At 40.7% G+C, this 24,829-nt stretch carries 13 protein-coding genes; 7 read left to right on the forward strand and 6 right to left on the reverse strand.

The window, feature by feature from the left end; genetic code table 11:
* Positions 1-39: 39 nt before the first annotated feature.
* The 4 genes from DVR12_RS07020 to DVR12_RS07035 form a co-directional block, all read right to left on the reverse strand.
* Positions 40-756 (reverse strand): DUF5683 domain-containing protein, encoded by a 717-nt coding sequence (locus DVR12_RS07020; RefSeq protein WP_116974930.1) that lies wholly within the window; start codon positions 754-756, stop codon positions 40-42.
* On the reverse strand, positions 749-1,663 hold the full coding sequence (locus tag DVR12_RS07025; protein WP_116974931.1) for a ParB/RepB/Spo0J family partition protein: 915 nt from the start codon (positions 1,661-1,663) through the stop codon (positions 749-751). The genes DVR12_RS07020 and DVR12_RS07025 overlap by 8 nt, the downstream gene beginning before the upstream one ends.
* Positions 1,647-2,468 (reverse strand): ParA family protein, encoded by an 822-nt coding sequence (locus DVR12_RS07030; protein WP_116974932.1) that lies wholly within the window; start codon positions 2,466-2,468, stop codon positions 1,647-1,649. Before DVR12_RS07030 ends, DVR12_RS07025 begins: the two co-directional genes overlap by 17 nt.
* Positions 2,469-2,534: 66 nt before the next feature.
* Entirely contained in the window at positions 2,535-3,215 is a 681-nt protein-coding gene (locus DVR12_RS07035; protein WP_116974933.1) for a metal-dependent hydrolase, read from the reverse strand.
* A gap of 452 nt (positions 3,216-3,667) precedes the next feature.
* Between DVR12_RS07035 and DVR12_RS07040 the strand changes: the two genes are divergently transcribed.
* From DVR12_RS07040 to lon, 4 genes are all read left to right on the forward strand, one after another.
* On the forward strand, positions 3,668-4,927 hold the full coding sequence (locus DVR12_RS07040; RefSeq protein WP_116974934.1) for a metallophosphoesterase: 1,260 nt from the start codon (positions 3,668-3,670) through the stop codon (positions 4,925-4,927).
* Between the two features lie 109 nt (positions 4,928-5,036).
* Entirely contained in the window at positions 5,037-5,942 is a 906-nt protein-coding gene (locus tag DVR12_RS07045; RefSeq protein ID WP_116974935.1) for a hypothetical protein, read from the forward strand.
* 110 nt (positions 5,943-6,052) lie between these two features.
* A complete protein-coding gene (locus DVR12_RS07050) occupies positions 6,053-6,661 on the forward strand; it encodes a porin family protein (RefSeq protein WP_116974936.1) in 609 nt (202 codons plus the stop codon).
* A 287-nt stretch (positions 6,662-6,948) separates the two neighbouring features.
* Positions 6,949-9,351, forward strand: a complete 2,403-nt coding sequence (lon, locus tag DVR12_RS07055) for an endopeptidase La (protein WP_116974937.1) — start codon at positions 6,949-6,951, stop codon at positions 9,349-9,351.
* A 348-nt stretch (positions 9,352-9,699) separates the two neighbouring features.
* On the opposite strand, the gene DVR12_RS07060 is transcribed toward lon, so the two are convergent.
* Positions 9,700-10,431, reverse strand: coding sequence for a pyridoxine 5'-phosphate synthase (locus tag DVR12_RS07060; RefSeq protein WP_116974938.1), 732 nt, complete (start codon positions 10,429-10,431; stop codon positions 9,700-9,702).
* A 247-nt stretch (positions 10,432-10,678) separates the two neighbouring features.
* Positions 10,679-12,007, reverse strand: a complete 1,329-nt coding sequence (gene ahcY / locus DVR12_RS07065) for an adenosylhomocysteinase (protein ID WP_116974939.1) — start codon at positions 12,005-12,007, stop codon at positions 10,679-10,681.
* A gap of 501 nt (positions 12,008-12,508) precedes the next feature.
* On the opposite strand from ahcY, the gene DVR12_RS07070 reads away from it, so the two are divergent.
* From DVR12_RS07070 to DVR12_RS07080, 3 genes are read left to right on the forward strand one after another with little or no spacing between them, the layout of a single operon-like run.
* Positions 12,509-21,709, forward strand: coding sequence for a Calx-beta domain-containing protein (locus tag DVR12_RS07070; RefSeq protein ID WP_158563219.1), 9,201 nt, complete (start codon positions 12,509-12,511; stop codon positions 21,707-21,709).
* Positions 21,710-21,732: 23 nt separating this feature from the next.
* Positions 21,733-22,644, forward strand: coding sequence for a PorP/SprF family type IX secretion system membrane protein (locus DVR12_RS07075; protein WP_158563220.1), 912 nt, complete (start codon positions 21,733-21,735; stop codon positions 22,642-22,644).
* Positions 22,645-22,665: 21 nt separating this feature from the next.
* Positions 22,666-24,804, forward strand: coding sequence for an OmpA family protein (locus DVR12_RS07080; RefSeq protein WP_116974942.1), 2,139 nt, complete (start codon positions 22,666-22,668; stop codon positions 24,802-24,804).
* The last annotated feature ends 25 nt before the right edge of the window (positions 24,805-24,829 follow it).

Consider the following 24,829-nt stretch of genomic DNA (forward strand, 5'->3'; position numbering starts at 1 on the left):
TTTGTAGTTGTATGTTAGGTTGATAAATAATAATTAGTATTAACGGCCGGCAAAATATTTACTCTTGCCAGATTTCTTACCACCGAAAGTAAGGTTTACGCCTACACCGAGGGTACGACCATTAATGAGGGTAGGAGAGATTCTCATACTCAGATCATCCGACATATCGAAATTCTTAAGATGCGCGAATACAGTGGCATCTACGATATTTAGTCCATATGCCAATACAAAGAAAAGTACTGAATAATCTACATACTGCCTGAACTGGTCTCTGTTGAGTTTCAGGGCTTCAGTGTCGTAGGGTACAGTTTCTCCGGTATCGTTAGTATCCGGGTTGCCGTCTACTCTCAATCGATATGCATCCCTGAACATTTTATAGACCTTCATATTATCGATGAAGAAATAAGTACAGGTTCCCAGCGCTGCATAAACCAGCGGCATTTTCCAGTATTCTCTGTTATATGCCTGTCCGAGGCCTGGAAAAACGGCAGAATAGAGCGCTGCTTTTCTGGGGCTATGAGGCAGTTTAGAGTTTGGAACGTAAGCAGAATCGGTAAAAAGGCCGCTATTGGCTTTTTTAACGGTATCGGCCGCAGGAATAGGAGTAGCAGTGATACTGAAAGTTGTGTCTGTGGGTTTAGAAACAGGGCGTGAAGTATCGTGTTGCGCCTGCAGCGGAACATCCAGCACAACGACCAGCAAAAACAATATGAAATAACGTAACAATCGAGTTATGTATCCAGCCTTATTAGCCACCGTAAATATCTATTTTTTCCAGAATGCCATTCAATTCATCATCAGAATAGAATTCGATTAAAATACTTCCCTTACCATTTTTTCCTCTGTCCAGTTTCACTTTTGTAGAGAAGTGAGAAGCCAATTGGTCCTGTATTTTCTGAAACGATGGAGGTAATTTAATTTTTGCCGCCTCAGTGGTTGTTTTACCAGCCTGGTTCATTTTGCGGGCCAGTTCTTCGGTTTGGCGAACAGACAAACCACTTTTCAGGATTTCATTAAACAGGAAAAGTTGGTTTTCTACGTTTTCCACACCGGTAAGTACTCTGGCATGACCCATGCTGAGGAGGCCATTTCTTACAGCTACCTGAATATCGGGAGGTAGTTTAAGCAAGCGTATATAGTTGGTAACCGTACTTCTTTCTTTGCCCATACGATCGGCCACTTGTTCCTGAGTAAGGCTGCATTCATCCATCAGTCTTTTATAGCTGAGGCCCACCTCAATAGCATTGAGGTTTTCGCGTTGCAGATTTTCCAGGAGTGCCAGTTCCAGGAGTTCCTGGTCGTTGGCCTGGCGCACATAAGCAGGAATATCTTTTAAGCCGGCAAGTTTGCTGGCTCTGAGACGTCTTTCACCTGCGATGAGCTGATATTTTTTATTGTTAATCTTAGCAACAGTAATAGGCTGAATAATGTCGTGTATTTTGATAGACGTACTCAGCTCCTGTAAAGACACCTCATCGAAGTCGCGGCGCGGCTGTTTAGGATTAGTAACAATCTGCTCCAGCGGGATGCGTTCAATACCTGTAGCCGTAGCTACTACTTTATCACCTAGGGCGCCAGCAGTGTGCTTCAGATCTGTATCGATATTTTGAAGCAGTGAGCGAATGCCTTTGCCCAACGCCTCTTTCTTACTTGGATTGGTCATCGTTGATAGCTAGGATTTTATCTTTAGTTTTAATTTTAGTGAAGTCGTGTTTCTGCAAAATTTCTTTGGCCAGATTCAGATAGTTGATAGCACCGGTGCTTGCCGCATCATACATGATAACGGATTTACCGAAGCTGGGAGCTTCTCCGAGTTTAGTATTACGGTGAATGATGGTATCGAACACGCTTTCTTCAAAGTGTTGTTTTACTTCATCAACCACCTGGTTACTTAATCTCAGGCGGCCATCGTACATGGTCATCAGAATACCTTCAATTTCAAGTTCAATATTCAGGCGGCTTTGTACGATTTTGATTGTATTGAGTAATTTACCCAGACCTTCCAATGCGAAAAATTCGCATTGCACAGGGATGATTACGGAAGTAGAAGCTACCAATGCATTAACTGTGATAAGTCCTAATGAAGGGGAGCAGTCTACAATCACGAAATCATAATCTGCTTCTACAGAATCAATAACCTGTTTCATTACCCTTTCTCTGCTAGGGTGATTGATCAGTTCCAGCTCAGCACCTACCAGGTCGATATGTGAAGGTAATACCTTAAGATTAGGAGTATCAGATTCCAGGATCACGTCTTTGGCCTGCACATCGTTTACCATACAATCGTATAGGCTCTGTTGCACATTGCGCAGGTCAAAACCCAGTCCGGTAGTACTGTTGGCCTGTGGATCGGCATCTACCAGCAGTGTCTTGTATTCCAGCACAGCCAGGCTGCTTGCAAGGTTGATAGCACTTGTAGTCTTTCCTACGCCACCTTTCTGGTTAGCGATTGCGATTATTCTAGCCATTGTGTAATTTAAAAATTCAAAGGTTATTTATAGGATAAAGGATAAATCACTCAAATCTCTTCTTCCTCAAACCTCTATTGTGCTTCCAATTTCAGGAAGTATCAGCTCAATTCCGGCATCGTCAAATTGTTTTACTGCTTCTTCAGTATCAATTTTCACATATCCGAAAGTGTTATAATGTACACCAATAATTTTATCACATTCAATCAGTTCGGAAGCTGCTATTGCATCTTCTATGCCCATTGTAAAGTTGTCACCTATTGGAAGTACGGCAAAATCAAGTGTAGTGAGTGCAGCTACCAGCTCCATGTCTAACGTCAGTGCCGTATCGCCGGAATAGTAAAAATTACCATCTTCCGTCATAAATACAAAACCAACAGGACAGCCACCATATGAACCATCCGGTAAGCTACTGGAATGTTGAGCAGTTACGCATTTAACAGTGCCAAAAGAGAATTTCCATTTACCACCAGGGTTCATCGGGTGCACTTTTTCAACACCGTTTTTGAGCGCCCACATCGCAACCTCATAATTGGCAACTACCTTAGCACCAGTACGTTTGGCCAGTTCTATCAGATCGGCAGTATGATCATCATGCCCATGAGACACAAAGATATAATCTGCTTCTATCTTACTGATATCCACCTTTTTAGCCAGTTCATTATGCGTGATGAATGGGTCAAAAAGCACCTTTTTACCCTGAATTTCTACAGCAAAGCAGGAATGGCCGTAACAAGTATACTTCATGCGTATCAATTTATTGATCACCGGATTTGATAAGAAAAATTATCACTTTTTCCCAAAAATGCCGGAATCATGATTCAATAATTCCCAATTTCCAATAAAAATAGCTCAATCGGCCAAAAATACAACGAATAGATAAAAATCAGGTACTACCTTGTATTTATTTATACACAAAGTGTCCGCAATGTTGTGCCCCCTATTTTTTCAATGGGTTAATTTTTAGCCGGTTTCAGAAGTTCTGGCCTTTTATATTACTAAAATATTAAAATTATTTTATCCCTCAGGCAAATAGCAAAAGTACAGTTTCTACCTACGCCACAAAAAAAATAAAACATACAATTCTTCCCGTTGTTATTCGTCTGTATATCTGTTATTAAGTTGTTTTAACTTTTTGGAGCAGTTTAGTTACCTTAAATTGCTAAAATATTATTACATAGCTATATTAAATTTTCATAATGCGACCCGGCTTAAACTCTATAGTACTGATTCTCTTCCTCTTATTACTGGACGTATACGTGTTCATGGCTATCAGATCATTGGTCTATTTGTCCAGCCCCCGGATCAGAACAATAACCTATACCAGTTACTGGACTGTTTCAGCTATCTGCGTCACAATGATTGCGTTGCTACCGTATATCAACTGGCATAACTGGCCATCCAATCTGAAGTCATATCTCATGGCTATTTTCATTGGGCTGGTTTTAGCTAAGTTATTTGTAGCAGTATTTTTGTTGATTGATGATTTAAGACGGCTCGTCGTTTACCTGATCCGAAAGTTTGGCAGTAGCACTGCCACTACCGCCGCCACCGACGGAATTAGCCGCTCCCAGTTCCTTGTAAAACTTGGCTTGTTAACCGGTGGGGCATTCTTCGGCTCCCTCATCTACGGCTTCTCCAATAAATATAATTATCATGTCAGAAAGGTAAAACTGGCATTTAAAGAACTGCCGGCTTCGTTCAAAGGTCTGCGCATTATCCAGATTTCAGATGTGCATTCAGGTAGTTTTACCAATAAAGCTGCTGTAATGAAGGGAATTAAACTGATCAATGACCAGAAACCTGATCTGGTGCTGTTTACCGGCGACCTGGTAAACGACCGGGCAGTGGAGATGGACGAATGGATGGACGTATTCAATCAGATCAATGCTCCTATGGGCGTTTATTCTACCCTTGGTAACCACGATTATGGCGATTATTATCCCTGGCCCGATAAAACTCCGGATGGTTTCAGTGCTATGAAACACGAAAACCTGGAGCAACTAAAAGCTGTACATGGTAAACTCGGATGGCGATTGCTGATGAATGAAAACGTAATCCTCGAACGAAACAATGAAAAAATTGCGTTGATTGGAATCGAGAACTGGAGCGCCATAAAAAGATTTCCAAGATATGGTGACCTGAAACGCGCCTACGAAGGCACTCAGGATATTCCATTTAAAATATTGCTCTCACACGACCCAACACACTGGGATGCACAGGTACGTCCGGAGTATCCCGACATTTCCCTGATGCTGGCCGGGCATACCCACGGAATGCAGTTTGGTGTTGAAATTCCTGGCTTCAAATGGAGCCCGGCACAATTCTTTTATAAAGAATGGGCAGGATTATATAAGACCGGTAAGCAACTATTGTATGTCAACAGAGGCTTTGGATTCCTGGGTTATCCCGGAAGAGTGGGAATTTTACCAGAGATCACGGTAATAGATCTGGTATAGGCAGGTTGACCGACAGATATAGTCTGTTTACCCATACAAATACCTTATTCACGGGAACATTGTGATTTAAATGTGCTATTGCTTTATTTTGCGTGTACGTACTTAACTTATGCGCCTATACTTCTTTACCTTATTGTTGTTATGTAGCAAGATTGCCGCAGGCCAAACTTTAGCAGAGTTGGAACAACAACTCGATTCTTTGTTGCAAAAGAAACAACGCAGCGAAGTAATGATTGGAATAGGCTACGGTAATAATCCTGCATATAGTAGTAAGGTCAATAGTTTTGACCTTCCAATAGTGCTTAAGCCCTATCTGGCTCCTTCAATTTCCTATTATCATAAAAGCGGTTTTTATGGCAGTGCCAGTAGTTATTACATGCTCAAATCTGAAGGTAAGCCATGGTTCGAATGGGATCTTACAGGCGGTTATGACTATACGAAAAATAAAAACCTGTTGACCGGTATTTCGTATACCCGTTATCTGTTTGCCGATTCTTCTGATGTTCCTACCACCCCAATTAAGAATGAGTTGTATGCTTATTTCTATTATAGAAAATGGTGGTTACAACCTGGTGCAGCAATGGATTTTGGATGGGGGAAACACATAAGCCAGAATAATCAGATTAGGGAAACACTTAAAGGGAATGATTTTAACTTTATAGCCTCGGTAAGGCATCCTTTCAAATTCTTCGGTATTTTTCATTTGGGAGATGCCTGTATTATTACTCCCGCTGTGAACCTGACATTCGGAACAGCCAATTATTTCAGCAACCTTAAAGCGTTTCAATATCTTGTCTGGAATACCAAACCAACGAGAAATCATGCTCCGGGAAAAGAGATGAATTTTGAAGATCATTCAGATTTTGAAGCCAGAGCAATTGATTTGACATTAAATATTTCTTACTTCATAGGCCCCTTCACCGTTACTCCAACCTTTGCATTATTTAAGCCATTCACTGGTACTAACCAATCAGTTATGAGCTATTTCACTACAGGAGTGTTCTATAGTTTTTAATCCTTTTTAACAAATAGCACGGAATTTGTATTTAAGGAAACTCTATTATCAAATAGGGGTATAGGACATCAGGTACGTCTATATTTTAACCATTACTAACAAGATTTATTATGAAAAAACTGTTTCTCGCCGCAGTAGTATTATTGTTGGCTGCTGTAACAACTGTTAATGCGCAGGATAGAGTATTGCGTTTTGGTATCAAAGGAGGAGCAAACCTCGGAAAACTTGATGGAACCGGCTTTCAGGACGGATTTAAATTAGGCTACCATCTGGGAGCTTTCGCCCAGCTTAAATTGGTAAAAGGTTTTGGGGTACAGGGAGAGTTAATCTTTTCTTCTACTAAAACAGAAACAACAGAAGGTTTTGACAAGATTTATGAAGGTGTAAGTACTGCAGATAACCGCAAAAAAATTAACCTCAATTATCTGAGTATTCCATTGTTAGCTAACATTGATCTGGGAACCCCACGGTTGAAATTACAGGTAGGTCCTCAATTCGGGGCTTTGGTAAGTGACAGGAAGGTTCTTGGAGCTGCCAATGAAGCATTTAAAGGAGGTGAAATTTCCGGTGTCGCAGGTTTATGGCTCCAACTCCCGATTGTAAATGTGAGTGCAAGGTATGTTATTGGCTTTAACGATGTTAAAGGTATCAATAGCGTAACCAGTACCAGTAACTGGAAGAACCAGGGCATTCAACTGGGTGTTGGTGTAACTTTCTAAGAAGTTTTTTTCTCGCAAAGCAGCAAAGAAGCAAAGAGGCATAAGGATCGTAGCGAATGTTATTAAAAACTCTTGTTGGGTTTCAATTATAATAGAAACCAGTCAGTAGTTCTTAAAAACATTCGCTACGATCCTTATGCCTCTTTGCTTCTTTGCTGCTTTGCGAGAAAAAACACTGCCAACCCGTCACTTGGCACCAAACTTGACAATAGTAGGGCGCATACTAAATTGAGGACAGATACAGATTAAACTGTCAGAATGTCCTCGGACGGATTTAAATATCTCAGATGAACAAATTTTATTTAGGAAATTCAGAAGATGAAATGGAGTTCATGCCAATTATCCCTCTAAATGAAGAGGGAGAAGGACAGGAAGATGAGCAGTTCCCGGAAGAATTGGCATTATTACCATTACGAAATACCGTATTGTTTCCTGGCGTAGTACTACCTATTACTGTAGGCCGGGATAAATCTATAAAAGCTGTTAATGATGCCTATAAGGCAGATAAGTCGATAGGCGTTGTTGCCCAGAAAGACAGTACAATAGAAGATCCGGAAGTAGGAGATTTAAGTGAAGTTGGTACTATAGCCCGTATCGTAAAACTCATCAAAATGCCGGATGGTGGCACAACCATCATTATCCAGGGCAGGAAACGTTTCAGAATAGATGAAATATTGACAGAAGATCCTTACTTCAAAGCTAAAATTGAAGTATTAACAGACGAAATTGTTGAGGATGATTCTGAATTTGATGCATATATTTCTTCTATCAAGGATTTAGCCGGACAAATCATTCAATTATCCCCGAATTTACCTTCAGAAGCCAGCATCATTCTTAAGAATATTGAAAATGCCTCTTTCCTGGTACATTTCGTGTCCTCTAATCTGAACTCTGATGTTAAAGACAAACAACAGCTGTTGGAAATCAATAATCTGCGTACCAGAGCAGAATTGTTGATGAAATTATTGCAGACAGAATTACAGTTGGCAGAGCTGAAAAATAAGATCACCAATAAAACAAAGGCAGATCTGGACAAACAGCAACGCGACTACTTCCTGCAACAACAGATGAAGTCTATCAAAGAAGAATTAGGTGGCGATAGCAATGATCGCGAGCTTAAGGAAATGAAGCGTAAGGCGGAAGAAAAGAAATGGCCTAAAGCTGCTGCTGAAGCTTTCTCTAAGGGTATAGAAAAACTCGAGAGAATGCATCCTAGTACACCGGATTACAGCGTTGTTTATAATCACCTCGATCTATTGCTCGATCTGCCATGGGATAGCTATACAACCGATAGCTATGATCTGAAGAAGGCTAAGAAAATATTGGACCATGACCATTATGGTATGGACAAAATCAAGGAACGTATTATCGAATACCTGGCAGTGCTTAAGCTAAAAGGCGATATGAAGTCTCCTATTCTTTGCTTTGTTGGCCCTCCGGGTATTGGTAAAACCTCGCTGGGTCGCTCTATCGCTAATGCAGTAGGTCGTAAATATGTTAGATTGAGCTTAGGTGGACTGCATGATGAAAGCGAAATCCGTGGTCACCGTAAAACCTATATCGGTGCTATGCCTGGTAGGGTGGTGCAGTCGATCCGTAAAGTGAAATCCTCTAATCCTGTTATGATCCTCGATGAAATCGATAAGATCGGAAATGACCTTAGAGGAGATCCTAGTTCTGCATTGCTGGAAGTACTGGACCCTGAACAGAACAGCACTTTCTACGATAATTACCTGGAACTGGAATATGACCTTAGCAAGGTATTATTTATTGCAACTGCCAATAATATCAATGCTATACATCCTGCGTTAAGAGATCGTCTGGAAATCATTGATCTGAGCGGCTACTCTATTGAAGAGAAAATAGAAATTGCTAAACGTCACTTGCTGCCAAAACAAAAAGAGGCACATGGACTGAAAGATATTAAGATTAAGGTTCCTAATAATGTGATTGAGCATTTGATTGCCAATTATACCAGAGAGAGTGGAGTCAGGGAGTTGGACAGACAGATAGCTGCTATAATGCGTAACCTGGCGAAACAGGTGGCAATGGAAGAAGAATTGCCTGAAACACTTACTGATCAAAACATTGAGGATATCCTGGGAAGATCCAGATATTCCAATGAGATGTATAAGGTTGGAAATCCTCCCGGTGTTGCTGTAGGCCTGGCCTGGACATATGTAGGTGGCGATATCCTGTTTATTGAAACCAGTTTAAGTGAAGGAAAGGGAGATCTTAAGCTTACAGGTAATCTGGGTAATGTAATGAAGGAATCTGCGATTACAGCGTTGACTTATATACAGTCACATGCCGCTGAGTTGAAGATTGATTCCAAGTTGTTTTCTTCAAAGAGTGTGCATATACACATTCCTGAAGGTGCAGTGCCCAAAGATGGTCCAAGTGCGGGTATTACCATGCTCACTGCTCTGACATCCTTATATACTGGACGTAAAGTTAAATCGTACCTGGCGATGTCTGGGGAGATTACCTTACGTGGACAAGTACTGCCGGTTGGTGGGATAAAGGAAAAAATCCTTGCGGCAAAAAGGGCTGGTATTAAAGAAGTGATTCTTTGCTGGCAGAATGAGAAGGACATCAAGGATATTAATCCATCTTACATTAAGGGTATGAAATTCCATTATGTAAGGGAAATGAACCAAGTGCTTGAAATTGCGTTATTAAAGAAATAACGACGCGTACCATTGCTGTCAGTCATGACGGCAATTTATATATGTTCATATCCGGTTTTGTTGTGACCCCGGCTATGAGCTTCATGTTGATTGTTTTAAGGGTTGATAAAGCCATTCCGGGTGATGCTGGAATGGCTTTATTTTTCTCGCAAAGGCGCAAAGATTAATATTAAGAAGCAAAGGACTTTTTTAAGATTTTAAGAAATGAAGAACATAATAATGACTTCCAAATGGTTTCAATAATAATAGTAACCAGTCAGTAGTTCTTAATAATATTCGCTTCGATCCTTATAAGCTTAAAAAAGTCCTTTGCTTCTTAATATTAATCTTTGCGCCTTTGCGAGAAAACTAATCTATCAATTGGCGTTTATACAATTGTATAGTATTCTCCAGGCCGAAGTAGAGGGCATCTGCAACGAGAGCATGGCCGATAGATACTTCTGCCAGTTGAGGAATATGTAACTTAAAGAAGCGTAGATTATCCAGATTCAGATCATGACCTGCATTGAGCCCTAATCCGATATTGGTAGCTTCCCTGGCGGTATTTTTATAATCGTTAAAAAGTTTCAGGTTTTGAGGCTGGGTGCGGGCATTAGTATATTCTTCGGCATATGGGCCGGTATAGAGCTCAATACGATCTGCGCCTGCGGTTTTAGCACCTTCTACTTTTGTAATATCTGGGTTTAGGAAGATAGAAACTCTGATACCAGCTTGTTTCAAAGCAGAGATAACCTCTTTGAGTTGTGATTGATGGGCTACGGTATCCCAACCGGTATTGGAAGTTATAGCATTAGGAGGGTCCGGAACCAGTGTACATTGGTCTGGTTTTACGGATAATACCAGGTCCATAAATTCTTTGGAAGGATATCCTTCAATATTAAATTCAGTAGTAACCAATGGTTTAAGGTCTAGCACGTCCTGGTAGCGGATATGACGTTCATCGGGACGAGGGTGAACGGTAATACCATCGGCGCCAAAGCGCTCGCAATCCCGAGCAACTTTTAATATATCCGGCAAATTGCCGCCCCTGGCGTTTCTCAGGGTAGCAAACTTGTTGATGTTAACACTCAGCTTAGTCATGTTGCAAAGCTAAAACATTTCTGGGAAAGGATTTCTCGCAAAGGCGCAAAGATTAATATTAAGAAGCAAAGGACTTTTTTTAAGATTTTTAAGGAATAGAGAATGTTATAAAGACCTCTAATTGGTTTCAATAATAATAGTAACCAGTCAGTAGTTCTTAATAATATTCGCTTTGATCCTTAAAAATCTTAAAAAAAGTCCTTTGCTTCTTAATATTAATCTTTGCGCCTTTGCGAGAAAAACGCTACTAGTATCTGTAGTAATCTGGTTTGAAAGGACCTTCAGCCGGAATACCTAAGTATTCAGATTGAGCAGAAGTCAGTACATCCAGTTCCACACCGATTTTCTTCAGGTGAAGTCTGGCTACTTTTTCATCCAGGTGTTTAGGTAATACGTATACTTTGTTTTCGTAGTTTTCGCTGTGGAGCCAGAGTTCTAATTGAGCGAGAACCTGGTTGGTGAAAGAGTTACTCATTACGAAAGAAGGGTGACCGGTAGCGCAACCCAGGTTTACCAGGCGGCCTTCGGCGAGGAGGATGATATCTTTACCATCGATGGTATATTTATCAACCTGAGGTTTGATTTCAACTTTGGTGTTACCGTAGTTTTTATTCAACCATGCAACGTCGATTTCGATATCGAAGTGACCGATATTTGAAACGATACATTTATCCTTCATCAGTTTGAAGTGCTCACCGGTGATGATATCGCGGCAACCAGTGGTGGTAACGATGATATCAGCTTCTTTCACGGCATCGTTCATTTTTTTCACTTCATAACCTTCCATAGCTGCTTGCAGAGCGCAGATAGGATCGATTTCGGTAACGATAACGCGGGCACCAGCACCTCTTAAAGATTCAGCGGAACCTTTACCAACGTCACCAAAACCAGCAACAACAGCAACTTTACCAGCAATCATAACATCAGTAGCACGGCGGATAGCATCTACGCAGGATTCGCGGCAACCGTATTTGTTATCGAATTTGGATTTAGTTACAGAGTCGTTGATATTGATAGCCGGGATAGGTAAAGAACCAGCTTTCATTCTTTCGTATAGGCGGTGAACACCGGTAGTAGTTTCTTCACTTAATCCTTTAACGTGTTGAACCAGTTCTGTGTATTTGTCGAATACCATGTTGGTAAGGTCACCACCATCGTCGAGAATCATATTTAAAGGACGATCCGGGCTACCGAAGAATAAAGTTTGTTCGATACACCAGTCAAAATCCTGTTCATTCAGGCCTTTCCATGCGAAAACAGGGATGCCGGCAGCAGCGATAGCAGCAGCAGCGTGGTCCTGGGTAGAGAAGATATTGCAGGAGCTCCAGCGAACTTCCGCACCCAGATGTACTAATGTTTCGATTAATACAGCGGTTTGAATAGTCATATGAAGGCAACCGGCAATACGGGCACCCTGTAAAGGTTTGCTATTTCCATATTCTTCTCTCAATGACATCAGACCTGGCATTTCAGCTTCCGCCAGTTCGATCTCTTTACGACCCCAAGCCGCAAGAGACATGTCTTTTACCTTATATCCGAGGCTAAAGTCAATGTTTGATTTTGAAATTGTAGACATTCAGAATATTTTTTTGCAAATCTATGTTTATTTTAACTTTTAACATAATCATTAACCCCGAATAGATGGAAGTTTGGAGCCTAAAAATTTGTTAATCATAGCTATTCTCCAATTGTTAACGTCTTACATAAATTTATTTGATTTAATATAAATAATATTATAGATTTGCTTATTAAAATATATAATATTATATTTAATTGTTAGGATGTAAGAAACACGTGGAAGGGTATATCAATTAATTTAAGGACGATCACGTATTATCAGAATCGATGTCTTACTCCTTGTTTTAGAATAGATTAGAAGATTAGATACGCCGGCAAAGGTTTTTCATTTATCCGTTAGGGTAAATTGCCGGGAGAGCCAATTTACAGAGATTCGCATATAGGGTTTTACAAGGACTGTTTTTCACATTTTTGGACTTAAAAATCTATATGTATTAATAGAAATTTACACGCTTATATGTTACTCCTTTCCTATCCTATGAGATCTAATGAGCTAGGTATGCCTACTCGGTACTATGCATTTCTACGCAAAGTAATGTATCTGGTTTTTCTCTTCATCATACTTACCACTGCAGCTATAGCGCAGGTCATTATTAATCCAACCGGTGGAACTAATGCAAGTAATGGATTAAGAATTGAAGTAAATAATGATGGTACGTTCAAAATTTTCCGGAATGGGAGGTCAGAAAGCTCCGATGCCGGGATAAATGCGTTTTTTCGTACAAAGTCTACCTATGGAAATTATTATAATGTTAATAATCCCATTTCTATAACTTACTGTGATGTATCCCCCGTAGTAGTGAAACCAGGACCTACTGTCGATACTTTTAAAGTATTTATGAGTGGAAGAAGTACCTATTATTCATATACTTATCTGTTTGAACTTAATGTTACTACCATCATAACTTATGTAAAAGGTGATAAATATTTCACGCTGGATTATATTTTCTTTAACAATGATGATGGAATCAATCCAAGATTGTATCTAACAGAGTCGCTGAATATGCAGGATCCGATTGGTGCATCTATGTCAGGTAACCAGGAAGCAGGTATTGGTATTGCTACACCAGTAGGGGCAGTTAATCAGGTAGGGTTTTCCAGGAATAATGGTTTGAATGCAACCCCCGGGTCGTTTTCACATACTTTTCATGCTCTAAACACATTTGCTTCATATAGTGCAAGATATGAGTATGAAATGGAAGACGTTAATAATTCAACTTTTAATTTATACAACACAGTAGCTGGCGCTTCTGATCCTAATAACCCCAGAGGTATTGGTGTAGAAGTGACGATGGATTATAAGATGGATGCCAAGCGTGCCGTTGGTACACGTGTAGGTGTTGGATACACCGATAATACAAGTCCTGTCCATATTACTCTGCCGACTCAAACAGCTACCAACTCAACCCAAATTAAAATAGGCTTCGAAAGTGCCACTGCTAGTGGAGATGAGGGTAATAATAACGCTCTTTCCAATGCAAAAATTAAACTAAAGGTACTTCAGGCCGGGTTGTTGAATGTTCCGCTTTATGTGAAAATGAAATTAAAACCAGATCCTCTGGAAGCTCATCCTGCAGTAGTAGGTACAGATTTTAATTTCACTGGCGTATTGGTGATTCCTCCGGATAATTATACTGTCGGAAAAACAATTGATATCGATAATATCAAAATAATTGGAAATAATACGCTTGAATACAGTAGAAAATTTACTGTAGAACTGGATTCTATCTGTTCCAATTATTCACAACTCGTAAGCATCGATAAAACTGGTTTTACTTCCTGTGTATACACCATCATTGACGACGAGCCAAGAGACATCACTCTTTCCGGTCGTGATCTGCTGGAAGGTTTAACAGACGAAGTTGTTCGTGTAACCTTACCTCCCGGTGTTGCAGCTTCAGAACCTACTGGTGTTACTTTATCCGTTACCGGTGGTACTGCCACTCTGAACACAGATTATACTTTCCAGGCTAATAGCACCATCCTCAAAGATTCCAACGGTGTTTACATCCCGGTGAAAGCTCTCCTGGATAAAATCCTGGAAGACAAAGAGTCCATCATATTCAAAGCCGATGCAACTGTGATGGGAGAAGCAAAAAGCTCCAACTTAACTATTTATATTCAGGACTCTACAAGAAGAGATACCAGTTTAACAAAGATTAGGCTCATTAAGCCTGATCCTTCGTTATTAAAAGAACCATTTGATGGCAAGCTTACCGTTACATTACCTACAGATGTAACTACCGATTTACCTATTAACATTACAATCGCCAAAGATCCAACTTCTACTGCCACAGAGACCGCTGATTATACCTTGCCCGGTACTGCAACTATTACTGCCAGTAATGGCTCGGTAGATGTACCGTTTAAAATATTTGATGATGGCCTGATTGAAGGCAAGGAATATCTTTATCTCTCATTGACTGCCACAGATGGAGTTGCAGGTACCGTGTATAAAGGTTGGAAGGATACCATTACAATTATTGATGCACAAACACCAACTCCGCCAATCCAGCTGCATATTTCTGCAAGCTCTGTAGATGAAGGAGGAACAGATCCGCAAATCTGGGCATCTTTACCGGCAGGTATCAATACCGCTATTCCAATTACAATCGACTTTGCTGTTGATGCAACATCCACTGTAGATGCCAGTAGCTATACCTATACCAGCTCTGTGACCATTGACCCTACCAAAACTGTTTCGAATAAAGTAAATATTCATGTACAACCTAACCTGGTATTTGATGATGGGGGAGATTTAGTGTTGGTTGGAAGTTGTGCTAATCCTGATATCACCGTAAATGGTAGCCTGAAACTAACTATAGTTGATAAAACAGATGCCAGCAAAAAGGTAATCACACTTACAGCAGATAGTACACAAATCAATGAAGGTAATAAAACAGGTATCACTGCTTCATTGCCAACCGGTTATTCTTCTGCTAAAGACCTTCAGATCGCACTTGTAGAGCATTCGACTTCTGAAGCAAAATTAACTAAAGACTTTACCCTGCTTACTCCGATTACACTAACTCACCGGCAGAACTCACAGAAAACTAATAATGTTCTGGTTGCACTCACTGATGATGTAATCGAAAAGGATGAAATAGCCGTTATTGATGGTTCGCTTACCGGATATGATTTCCAAAAGACGCAGGTTAAAATCATGGACCTAACCCGTCGTACTGCCGCCAATACCAAACTTACATTTACGTATCCATTAGTTCCAATGCCGGAAAACAGCAACCAGACAATTGGCTATGCCTTACCAACCGGTATTACTACTGAAATACCTATTTCAATAGATCTGAGCGGCACTAAGGGTACGGCTATCAATGGTACAGATTACACACTTCCAACACCAGCTACATTAAGTACTGGTAATTCAAGTAGTGTAACCCTGGTAGTTAAATCAGATATCCTGGTAGAAGGAGATGAGACGATATATGTAGGGCCGACTATAACAGACGCTTACAGTACCGCGTATACATCAAGCATAGACACCCTTCGCATGACTATCAAGGATGCGCAGTATCCTTTCACGGGAACAGATTCGGTGATCCTGAGTGCTTCACCAAATCCGGTATCAGAGGGAGCTACAGCCACCATTACTGCAACTTTCCCTAATGGCTGGAAAGCAGGAAAGAACTGGGATATTGCTATAACAAAAGATGCAGCAGCATCTGTAGCCACAGGTCGTCATACAGCTTTGCCAACTAATATTACAATAGTAGATGGATCGGCTTCTGGTTCCACGGCTCCAATCACTATCACACCAAACTATACATTTGATGATGATGGTATTCTGAAGATCGATGACAACATGCACAATACCGATATGCCGGTTACCAGTGCAATACTTCAAATCAAAGACGCTACAGATGCCAGTAAGAAAGTACTGACATTAGTAGCAGATAGTACAACCTTATTTGAAGGCAATAAAACCGGAATCAAGGTATCGTTACCTAGTGGATATACATCAACAAAAGACATCGTAATAAATCTCACCAGAAATACCAGTTCAGAAGCGGGAGACGGAGATATCACTATGCTGTCGACAATTACGCTGGATCATGATAAAAACTCGGATGTGATCGCCGACGTAATAGAAGCCAATGCCGATAACATAATAGAGAAAGACGAACAACTTAAGATTTCCGCCACCGCCACCGGTTATGGTTTTGACGCTTATCCACAACTTCAGATTCTGGATAAAACCCGTCGTACTGCCGCCAATACCAAATTTACATTTACCTATCCATTAGGTCTAATGCCGGAAAACAGCAACCAGACAATTGGTTATGCCTTACCAACCGGTATTACTACTGAAATACCAATTTCAATAGATCTGAGTGGCACTAAGGGTACGGCTATTAACGGTACAGATTATACACTTCCAACACCAGCCACCTTGAGTACTGGTAATTCGAGTAGTGTAACCCTGGTAGTTAAATCAGATATCCTGGTAGAAGGAGATGAGACGATATATGTAGGGCCGACTATAACAGACGCTTACAGTACCGCGTATACATCAAGCATAGACACCCTTCGCATGACTATCAAGGATGCGCAGTATCCTTTCACGGGAACAGATTCGGTGATCCTGAGTGCTTCACCAAATCCGGTATCAGAGGGAGCTACAGCCACCATTACTGCAACTTTCCCTAATGGCTGGAAAGCAGGAAAGAACTGGGATATTGCTATAACAAAAGATGCAGCAGCATCTGTAGCCACAGGTCGTCATACAGCTTTGCCAACTAATATTACAATAGTAGATGGATCGGCTTCTGGTTCCACGGCTCCAATCACTATCACACCAAACTATACATTTGATGATGATGGTATTCTGAAGATCGATGACAACATGCACAATACCGATATGCCGGTTACCAGTGCAATACTTCAAATCAAAGACGCTACAGATGCCAGTAAGAAAGTACTGACATTAGTAGCAGATAGTACAACCTTATTTGAAGGCAATAAAACCGGAATCAAGGTATCGTTACCTAGTGGATATACATCAACAAAAGACATCGTAATAAATCTCACCAGAAATACCAGTTCAGAAGCGGGAGACGGAGATATCACTATGCTGTCGACAATTACGCTGGATCATGATAAAAACTCGGATGTGATCGCCGACGTAATAGAAGCCAATGCCGATAACATAATAGAGAAAGACGAACAACTTAAGATTTCCGCCACCGCCACCGGTTATGGTTTTGACGCTTATCCACAACTTCAGATTCTGGATAAAACCCGTCGTACTGCCGCCAATACCAAACTTACATTTACGTATCCATTAGTTCCAATGCCGGAAAACAGCAACCAGACTATTGGCTATGCTTTACCAACTGGCATTACTACTGAAATACCTATTACAATAAATCTCAGTGGCACTAAGGGTACGGCTATTAACGGTACAGATTACACACTTCCAACACCAGCTACATTAAGCACTGGTAATTCGAGTAGTGTAACCCTGGTAGTTAAACCAGATATCCTGGTAGAAGGAGATGAGACGATATATGTGGGGCCTGTTATTACTGATGCATACAGTACCGCGTATACATCAAGCATAGACACCCTTCGCATGACTATCAAGGATGCACAGTATCCGTTCCCGGCAGGAGATTATATAATACTTACAAGCAATCCGGATAGTATTTATGAAGGAGGGGCTTCTAAGATTACAGCAACATTACCAAATGGTTGGAAAGCAGGTAGAGATTGGGCAATTACACTTGCCAAGGATGCTGTTGCATCTACAGTTGCGGATGCGCGTCATTCGGCCATTCCTGCTACTATCACTATTTCCGATGGCCAGGCCAGCGGCACTTCTTCCAACATTTCAACCTATACTAATAATATATTAGATGATGAAGGTAAAATAGTAGTAACTGCCAATGCAGGTAATACAAATATGCCGGCTAAGGGAACTGAAATTTATATTAAGGATCAAACTGAGAAACTGCCAAATGCAAGAGTGTTGGCCGCTACTCCGGCTACTCCAACAATTGCAGAAGGCAATAAATATAATGTAACAGTTAAAGCACCTTATGTTTCGACTAAGCCGGTTACAGTACAGTTTAGTATTGCTACTGGTTCTACAGCTACCTTAAATACAGACTACACAATTTCCAATACTTCAGTAACGCTGCAACCTGGCGAAACAACTAAAACATTTGAACTGCTCGATATCTTGCCTGATGATGTTTTGGAAGCAGATGAGAAGATCAATGTTCATGCTACTGTTAATGGCTATACGATTAACGACCTTGTTGTTACCATTACAGATGTAACCAGAACTATTGCTGCAAACAGAGTTATTACTGTTAATGTGCCAAGTCCATTAACAGAGGGAGATGACAAAACAGTAACCTTTAGTTTGCCAACAGGCATTACTACAGAAGTTCCTATAACTGTTCAGTTACCTCAAACTTCGGGAACAGCTGAAGCAGGACTTGATTATGTATTAGCTTCTCAGGTAGTAATTAATAGTGGAAATTCTACTACTACCAGCTTAAAGATTAATACTGATAACTTTATAGAAGGTCCTGAAACCATAGTAATTACGCCTACTGCCACTGATGGTATTAGTTCCTATGTGGTTAATATTCCTACAATTACGATTGAGGACGATCCATTACAATATCCGATTCCGGCTCCTATAGTGTTGAATAGCTCAGTAGCCAGCATTGATGAAGGCGCGGCAACCGGGGCTACCTTAAGTGCACAACTGCCAAATAATTTGCAGGCAGGTCGTGATATCACCGTACGTGTAGTTAAAGATGCAGCCCGTAGTACCGCGGTTGATGCAGATCATAATGTAATACCTTCTCCTTACGATATCGTGATTAAAAAAGGACAGAATGTTGGTCAGCATGCCTTCGAACTAAAAGCATTGTTGGATTTAATTTTGGAAGATGATGAAACAGTGGTATTTACCGGAAGTGTAGTTGAACCACTATTTGCAGCTGCAACGGTTAAAGACACTACGATAATCATTAAAGATCATACGCATGATGATCCTTCCACTGGTTTTGTACACCTTACCGCTGTAACTACCGGCACTCATGTGCTGGAAGGCAATAGTTACACAATGAAGGTAAGCCTGGCACCAGGAGTTACTTCATCTAAAGATGTAAAGGTTGGGTTGGCAATCGGAGCCGGCTCCATTGCTACGGCTGCCGATATTGATCAATTACCTGATACAGTAGTAATAGCTGCGGGTCAGCCTTCTGCAACCTTTACTTTCATAGCGAAGAATGACTTCATTATAGAGAAACCTAAACTACTGTGGATAACTGCTACTCCAAACCTTTCAGGTATGCAGGGCGATAAATTGTCGGTGATCATAGATGATGCTACTGGCCTGAACCCCGACAACCGTAAGATGGAGTGGAGAATAGATTCTTCTCTTATCCATGAAGGTAGTGCCAGTGCGGTAACCTATGGTTTTGTAAATAGTCAGATTACTTCAGATGAAGATATCGTAGTAAATATCTCTCTGAATAATACTACATCTACCGCTGATGCTGCTGATTATACCGGAGTTCCGGCTCAGATGACTTTACTGGCAGGTGAGCATAATAAAACAATATCTCTGCAAATTGTGGATGATAATATATTGGAAGGAGATGAGCAATTACAGTTTAATGTTCAACTGGTAACCGCAGGTTACACGATCACGCAGCCTGGTATGGTGCTTATTCCTGAAACCGGCAACATGAGTGTACAACTGTTGAAAGGTGCAGATGCAGCAGAACCGGCAACAAATGGTTCTTATATTATTAAGCTGCCGGGAAATAGCACTGCTGCAGCTGATGTAAAAGTTGTGTTCTATGTGAGCAGTATTGCAGGAACAACCAATATTGCCCCGATTCAAACTTCAGCAACTATCCTGGTCGGAGACAACAGTGTATCCGTTCCTGTTAATGTAATAGATAATAAGGTGATTGACGGAGATGAAACAGTTTCGGTGGCACTGATGTTGGCTCAAATGAAACGATTCAACAGGAATATTCCGCTTGATGTAAATGATAAGGATACCGTTAAGCTCACAGTTTTTGATGATGAGAGCAAATCTCCTGGCAGAGAAATGATGATTGAAAAGATCAGCGATGCTTCTGAGCCATCTATTAACGGCATATTCAGGGTACATTTTGCCGATGCGGCAATTACTGCTGCTAAAAACGTTGAAATCACCTATGCAGTAGGCGGAACTGCCACTCCAATTGTTCGTTATCATCCATTATCAGGTAAAGTAACAATCCCGGCTGGTCAGAATGGTGCAGATATCACTGTAGCGCCAATAGATAATGACATTGTGGAAGGTGATGAAACTGTGATTGTTGATCTGAAATCTGTGGCAAGTACAATGGTAGGAGTTACCTGGCCTATCTCTTCTTCTTCATCAGCAACAATGAACATCCATGACAATGATACATTGGTGGTGGATCTGACTACTACTGTTACGACCATTGAGGAAGGTAAGGATATTGTTTTCAAACTCACTTCGCCAAGCAGGCCGGCACATGATATGCCAATCCGTGTGCAGGTATTGCAGGATGCTGTCCGCACCTTTACCACCAGCGAAGGCATTGTAAACAGTAATATTATTACTGTGATGATGCCGGCTAACAGTAAAGAACATTCGTTTACGATTGCAGCTAAGGACAACGATATAAATGATGATAATGGTTTCCTTAAAGCCACAATATTGCCTTATCTGAGTGGTACAGGTTCGTTGATTTATAAACCAGGTACAAACTATGAAGCACAGGTAGCAATTACAGATAATGATCCGCTGACCCTAAGCTTTGCGGCCGAGAAGTTCAGTGTGAAAGAAGGAAATACCGGAGATATAACGCCTCTGAAGTTCAATGTTCAGATGAACAGACAAAGCTCCAGACCTATTACTATCAGCTACGACTTTGAAGAAGCGACAGATGGAGTATCCTTTCCGTTCATGGATTTCAAGGCAACTCCGGGAGTAGACTTTGATAATACCGTTAAACAGGCTACCATAGCCCCATTACAAATGAATGGACAGATTGCCGTGAATATCATTGGTGACGATATTTTTGAACAGAATGAAACATTTATTGTGAAAATGTTGAATGCTACTGTACCTTCAGGACAAAATGTGCCAACAATAGGTACTCCTAATAGTGCAACCGGTGTAATTCTGAATGATGATCCTATGTGTAAAACCTGTGATACCGATGGTGATGGGCTGACAGATGAAGAGGAAGATATCAACCAGAATGGCGATCCGTTTGATGATGATACCGATGGAGATGGTATTCCAAACTTCCTGGATCTGGATTCGGATGGCGATGGGGTTCCCGATTCTGTTGAGCGATTCTCTACCGATAAAAGAGTAATTAACAACAATAGTGGCAAACTGAGAGTGCATCCGGCTATTTCTCCGAATAATGATGGATTGGGTAATGATTTAATGTGGGTTGAGAATATTGATAAATACCCGGATAATGAGGTAACAATATTTAACCGTTGGGGTGGAACAGTATTTAAATTGAAGAATTACGACAATAAATCCAGAAACTTTAGAGGTAAAGCCAATACTGGAAGTATGTCAGGAAATGATGTACCGGAAGGATCCTATTTCTACAATATCAATGTAGTAATAGACGGAAAGAGGGAACAATACACAGGATTTATTGTGATTAAACGCTAATGCTATACTTTAAGCTGATACCTATGAAAAAGTATCTTATGCGAACTTTAGGAGGGGCTGTTTTATGCCTGTACTGTATGGGTGCGAATGCCCAGCAACAGCCTCTGTACTCACAATACATGTTTAATGGCATGGTAATCAATCCGGCTTACCCGTCTATGGACGAGTCTTCCAGCCTGACGGCGGTAGGTCGTAACCAGTGGGTAGGAGTTGATGGTGCGCCAAAAACAGCAACAGCTTCGTTTTATACACCTATCAAGGCTACAAATACCAGTTTGGGATTTTCTTTAATGAATGAAAAGATTACAGTTAATTCCCAAACTGCTGTGAACCTGAATATTTCACAACGGGTAAAGCTAAACGAGAAAATATATCTCGCTATGGGCCTTAAAGGGGGAATGTCACAGTACCGGGAAGATAATACGAGGTTATCTACAACCGATCCGGTATTTGCACATAACCAAAGCTACTGGAAAACAGATGTTGGCTTTGGGTTTATGATCTTCACCGACAGGTTCTTTATAGGGCTTTCTTCACCGGCTTTTAAAAGCTTTGATCTCGGAAGTAGTCAGTTTAAAGTGGAAGTAGCTTCCCAATATTATTTACAAACTGGTTACCTGATCAATATCAATGACGATGTTAAGCTTAAACCTAACGTTTTGTTAAGAGCCGTAAAAGGTGCCGGTGTTCAGTATGATCTTAACGCCAATGTTCTGTTGAAGAATACTGTATGGTTAGGAGCATCCTGGCGTTCGGAGAAAACCCTTACAGGATTGATACAGGTGCAGTTGACAAAAAATCTGCAATTGGGATACTCTTATGATGCACCAATGCAATCGAATCTGAAAGGTGCGCAAACGGTATCGCATGAAATTATGCTTAACTACCGTTTCTCCTGGTCTAAATGGAAGGTGGTAGCACCTCGTTATTTCTAAACAAATTAATTCAAGAATAGTATGCGAAAATTTAGTTCATTCAACTTCATACTCTTCCTGAGCTTTATATTGCTGTTTGTTTCCTGCAGTTTTGTTAAAGATAACCTCCAATCTGGCGGTATGGCAAAAGTAAAACGTGCAGAAAGATTGTATAAACGACAGGAATATGATAAAGCCATTTCACTATGCAATAGTGTAATCAATAACGGAGGAAGTGAGGAGGTTTTAAGAGGCGCAAAATTGCAATTGGCTCGTGTCTATTTCGAAACCCGCCAGTTCGAAAAAACTATCAGCTTGTATGATGAGCTATTATACAAACCAGAGAAGGATATCCTGGTTACCGATGTTACAAATTATATTGATTTGCTTAAACGCACCGGTAGAGTAAATAAGGCACAGGAAATCAGCGCTACCTATGCCGATAATTATAAGAATAATGCCCGCTTCGCCAATCAACAACAATCCCTGGAAAATTATTATAGTTTTTTCAACAGAGATTCTTCTAAAAGTGTGAGAGTGGATAGTTTGCGCCTGAATCTTACAGGCTACCAGTATGGATTGGCATTGTATAAAGACAACCTCGTGTTTCTTTCCAATGATATTAAAAAGAAAGAACAACAATCTTTCTATACCAACTCAAAACTTTATCAGATTTCGGAAGATGGGGTAGAACCATTTAATAACAGTCTGAAAGGTGTATTACAGGTTGGGCCGGCATCTTTTTTCGATAACGGCCAAAGGGTAATTTATACCTCCAACAGATTTGCAGATGTAAAGAACGATAAGAACTCCTATATCAATTATAATAACGGAACCCAGTTACTGGCGGCATATTATCAACAGGATCGTGATGCCTGGACAAAGCCAGTACCGGTAAAACTGGGCAAAAACATGGAAGGATACTCTTTCCTGCATCCATCAGTTGTTCCATCAGGCAAACGGTTGTACTTTGCATCCGATATGCCAGGCGGATATGGTGGAACCGATATTTATTATTCAGATTGGGATAAAGAAGAGAAAAAGTGGAAAGCACCAGTGAATCTTGGCCCAACTGTAAATACTAACGGAAATGAGTTGTATCCGTTCATCATTGGAGAAAAATTATTTTTTTCGTCAAATGGGCTTCGTGGGTTCGGAGGACTTGATATCTTTGTGATTAATATCAAGGAATTAGGTAAAGAACCTGAACATCTGCCATTCCCTGTAAATACACAGTTTGATGATCTGAATCCTGTACTGGATGAAAAGAAACTCCTGTTGTATTTTACATCAGATCGTTCGGGAGTACATGATAACGACCATATCTATGTATTAAATCTTAAGAAGAATCCTTTGAAACAACTGGATCTTGGTAAACCAGGAAAAGATGATGATAAAGTACCTTATACTATGAACGAGGTGGACAACCGCCAGATGCAAACTTTAGTAGGAACCAAACAATATGATGGAATTCCTGTGAATAAGCCTGTTACAGAAGCTGCTCCTAAAGCACCGGCAGTTGCTGTAGTTCCTGCGCCTGCGGAAAGAACCGTCGTTGATTATTCCAATGATATTAAAGACAGCAATCCGGAAATGATTCAATGGCAAGGTAGCAATACCAATACTACCGCTATGCCAGTTACGTCATCCAATTCCACTACTACCAACACTACTACCAACACTACTGCTTCACAAACGTCACAGTCGGCCTATAGCAGCCCGGAGCTGGTATCATGGCGCGATGAAAATACCATTGTAGCTAACGGTATCAGATATATGATGAACCAGGACAGTGCCATTAAATCGGTTGATCAGTTATGGAGAGTTCCCGGAGTGATTTATTATGACCTTAATTCATTTGTACCACAGGACCAGGAATGGAGAAAAATCGATTCTATTTTCAGGCTTTGGAAAGTCAATCCGGGTAAGATTATAGTTGTAAATGGGCATACAGATGTGATAGGAACAGAGAGGTACAACCTTTCCCTCTCTAAGAACCGGGCAGTGTATATACAGGAGTGTCTGAGAAGCAGAGGAGTGGATGCAGGCAAAATCAGAATAAACTATTTCGGATCTACTAAACCGGTATTCGTAGCATCTCAATATAGTCTGGAGAGTAACAGAGAAATATTTATCCGTTTACAGGGAGTAAACAGGCGTTGTGAAATCAATATTCAATAGTCAATTATTATTCGCGTATATCAAA

Origin of the sequence: Chitinophaga silvatica (assembly GCF_003419895.1) — a bacterium.
GTDB lineage: Bacteria > Bacteroidota > Bacteroidia > Chitinophagales > Chitinophagaceae > Chitinophaga > Chitinophaga silvatica.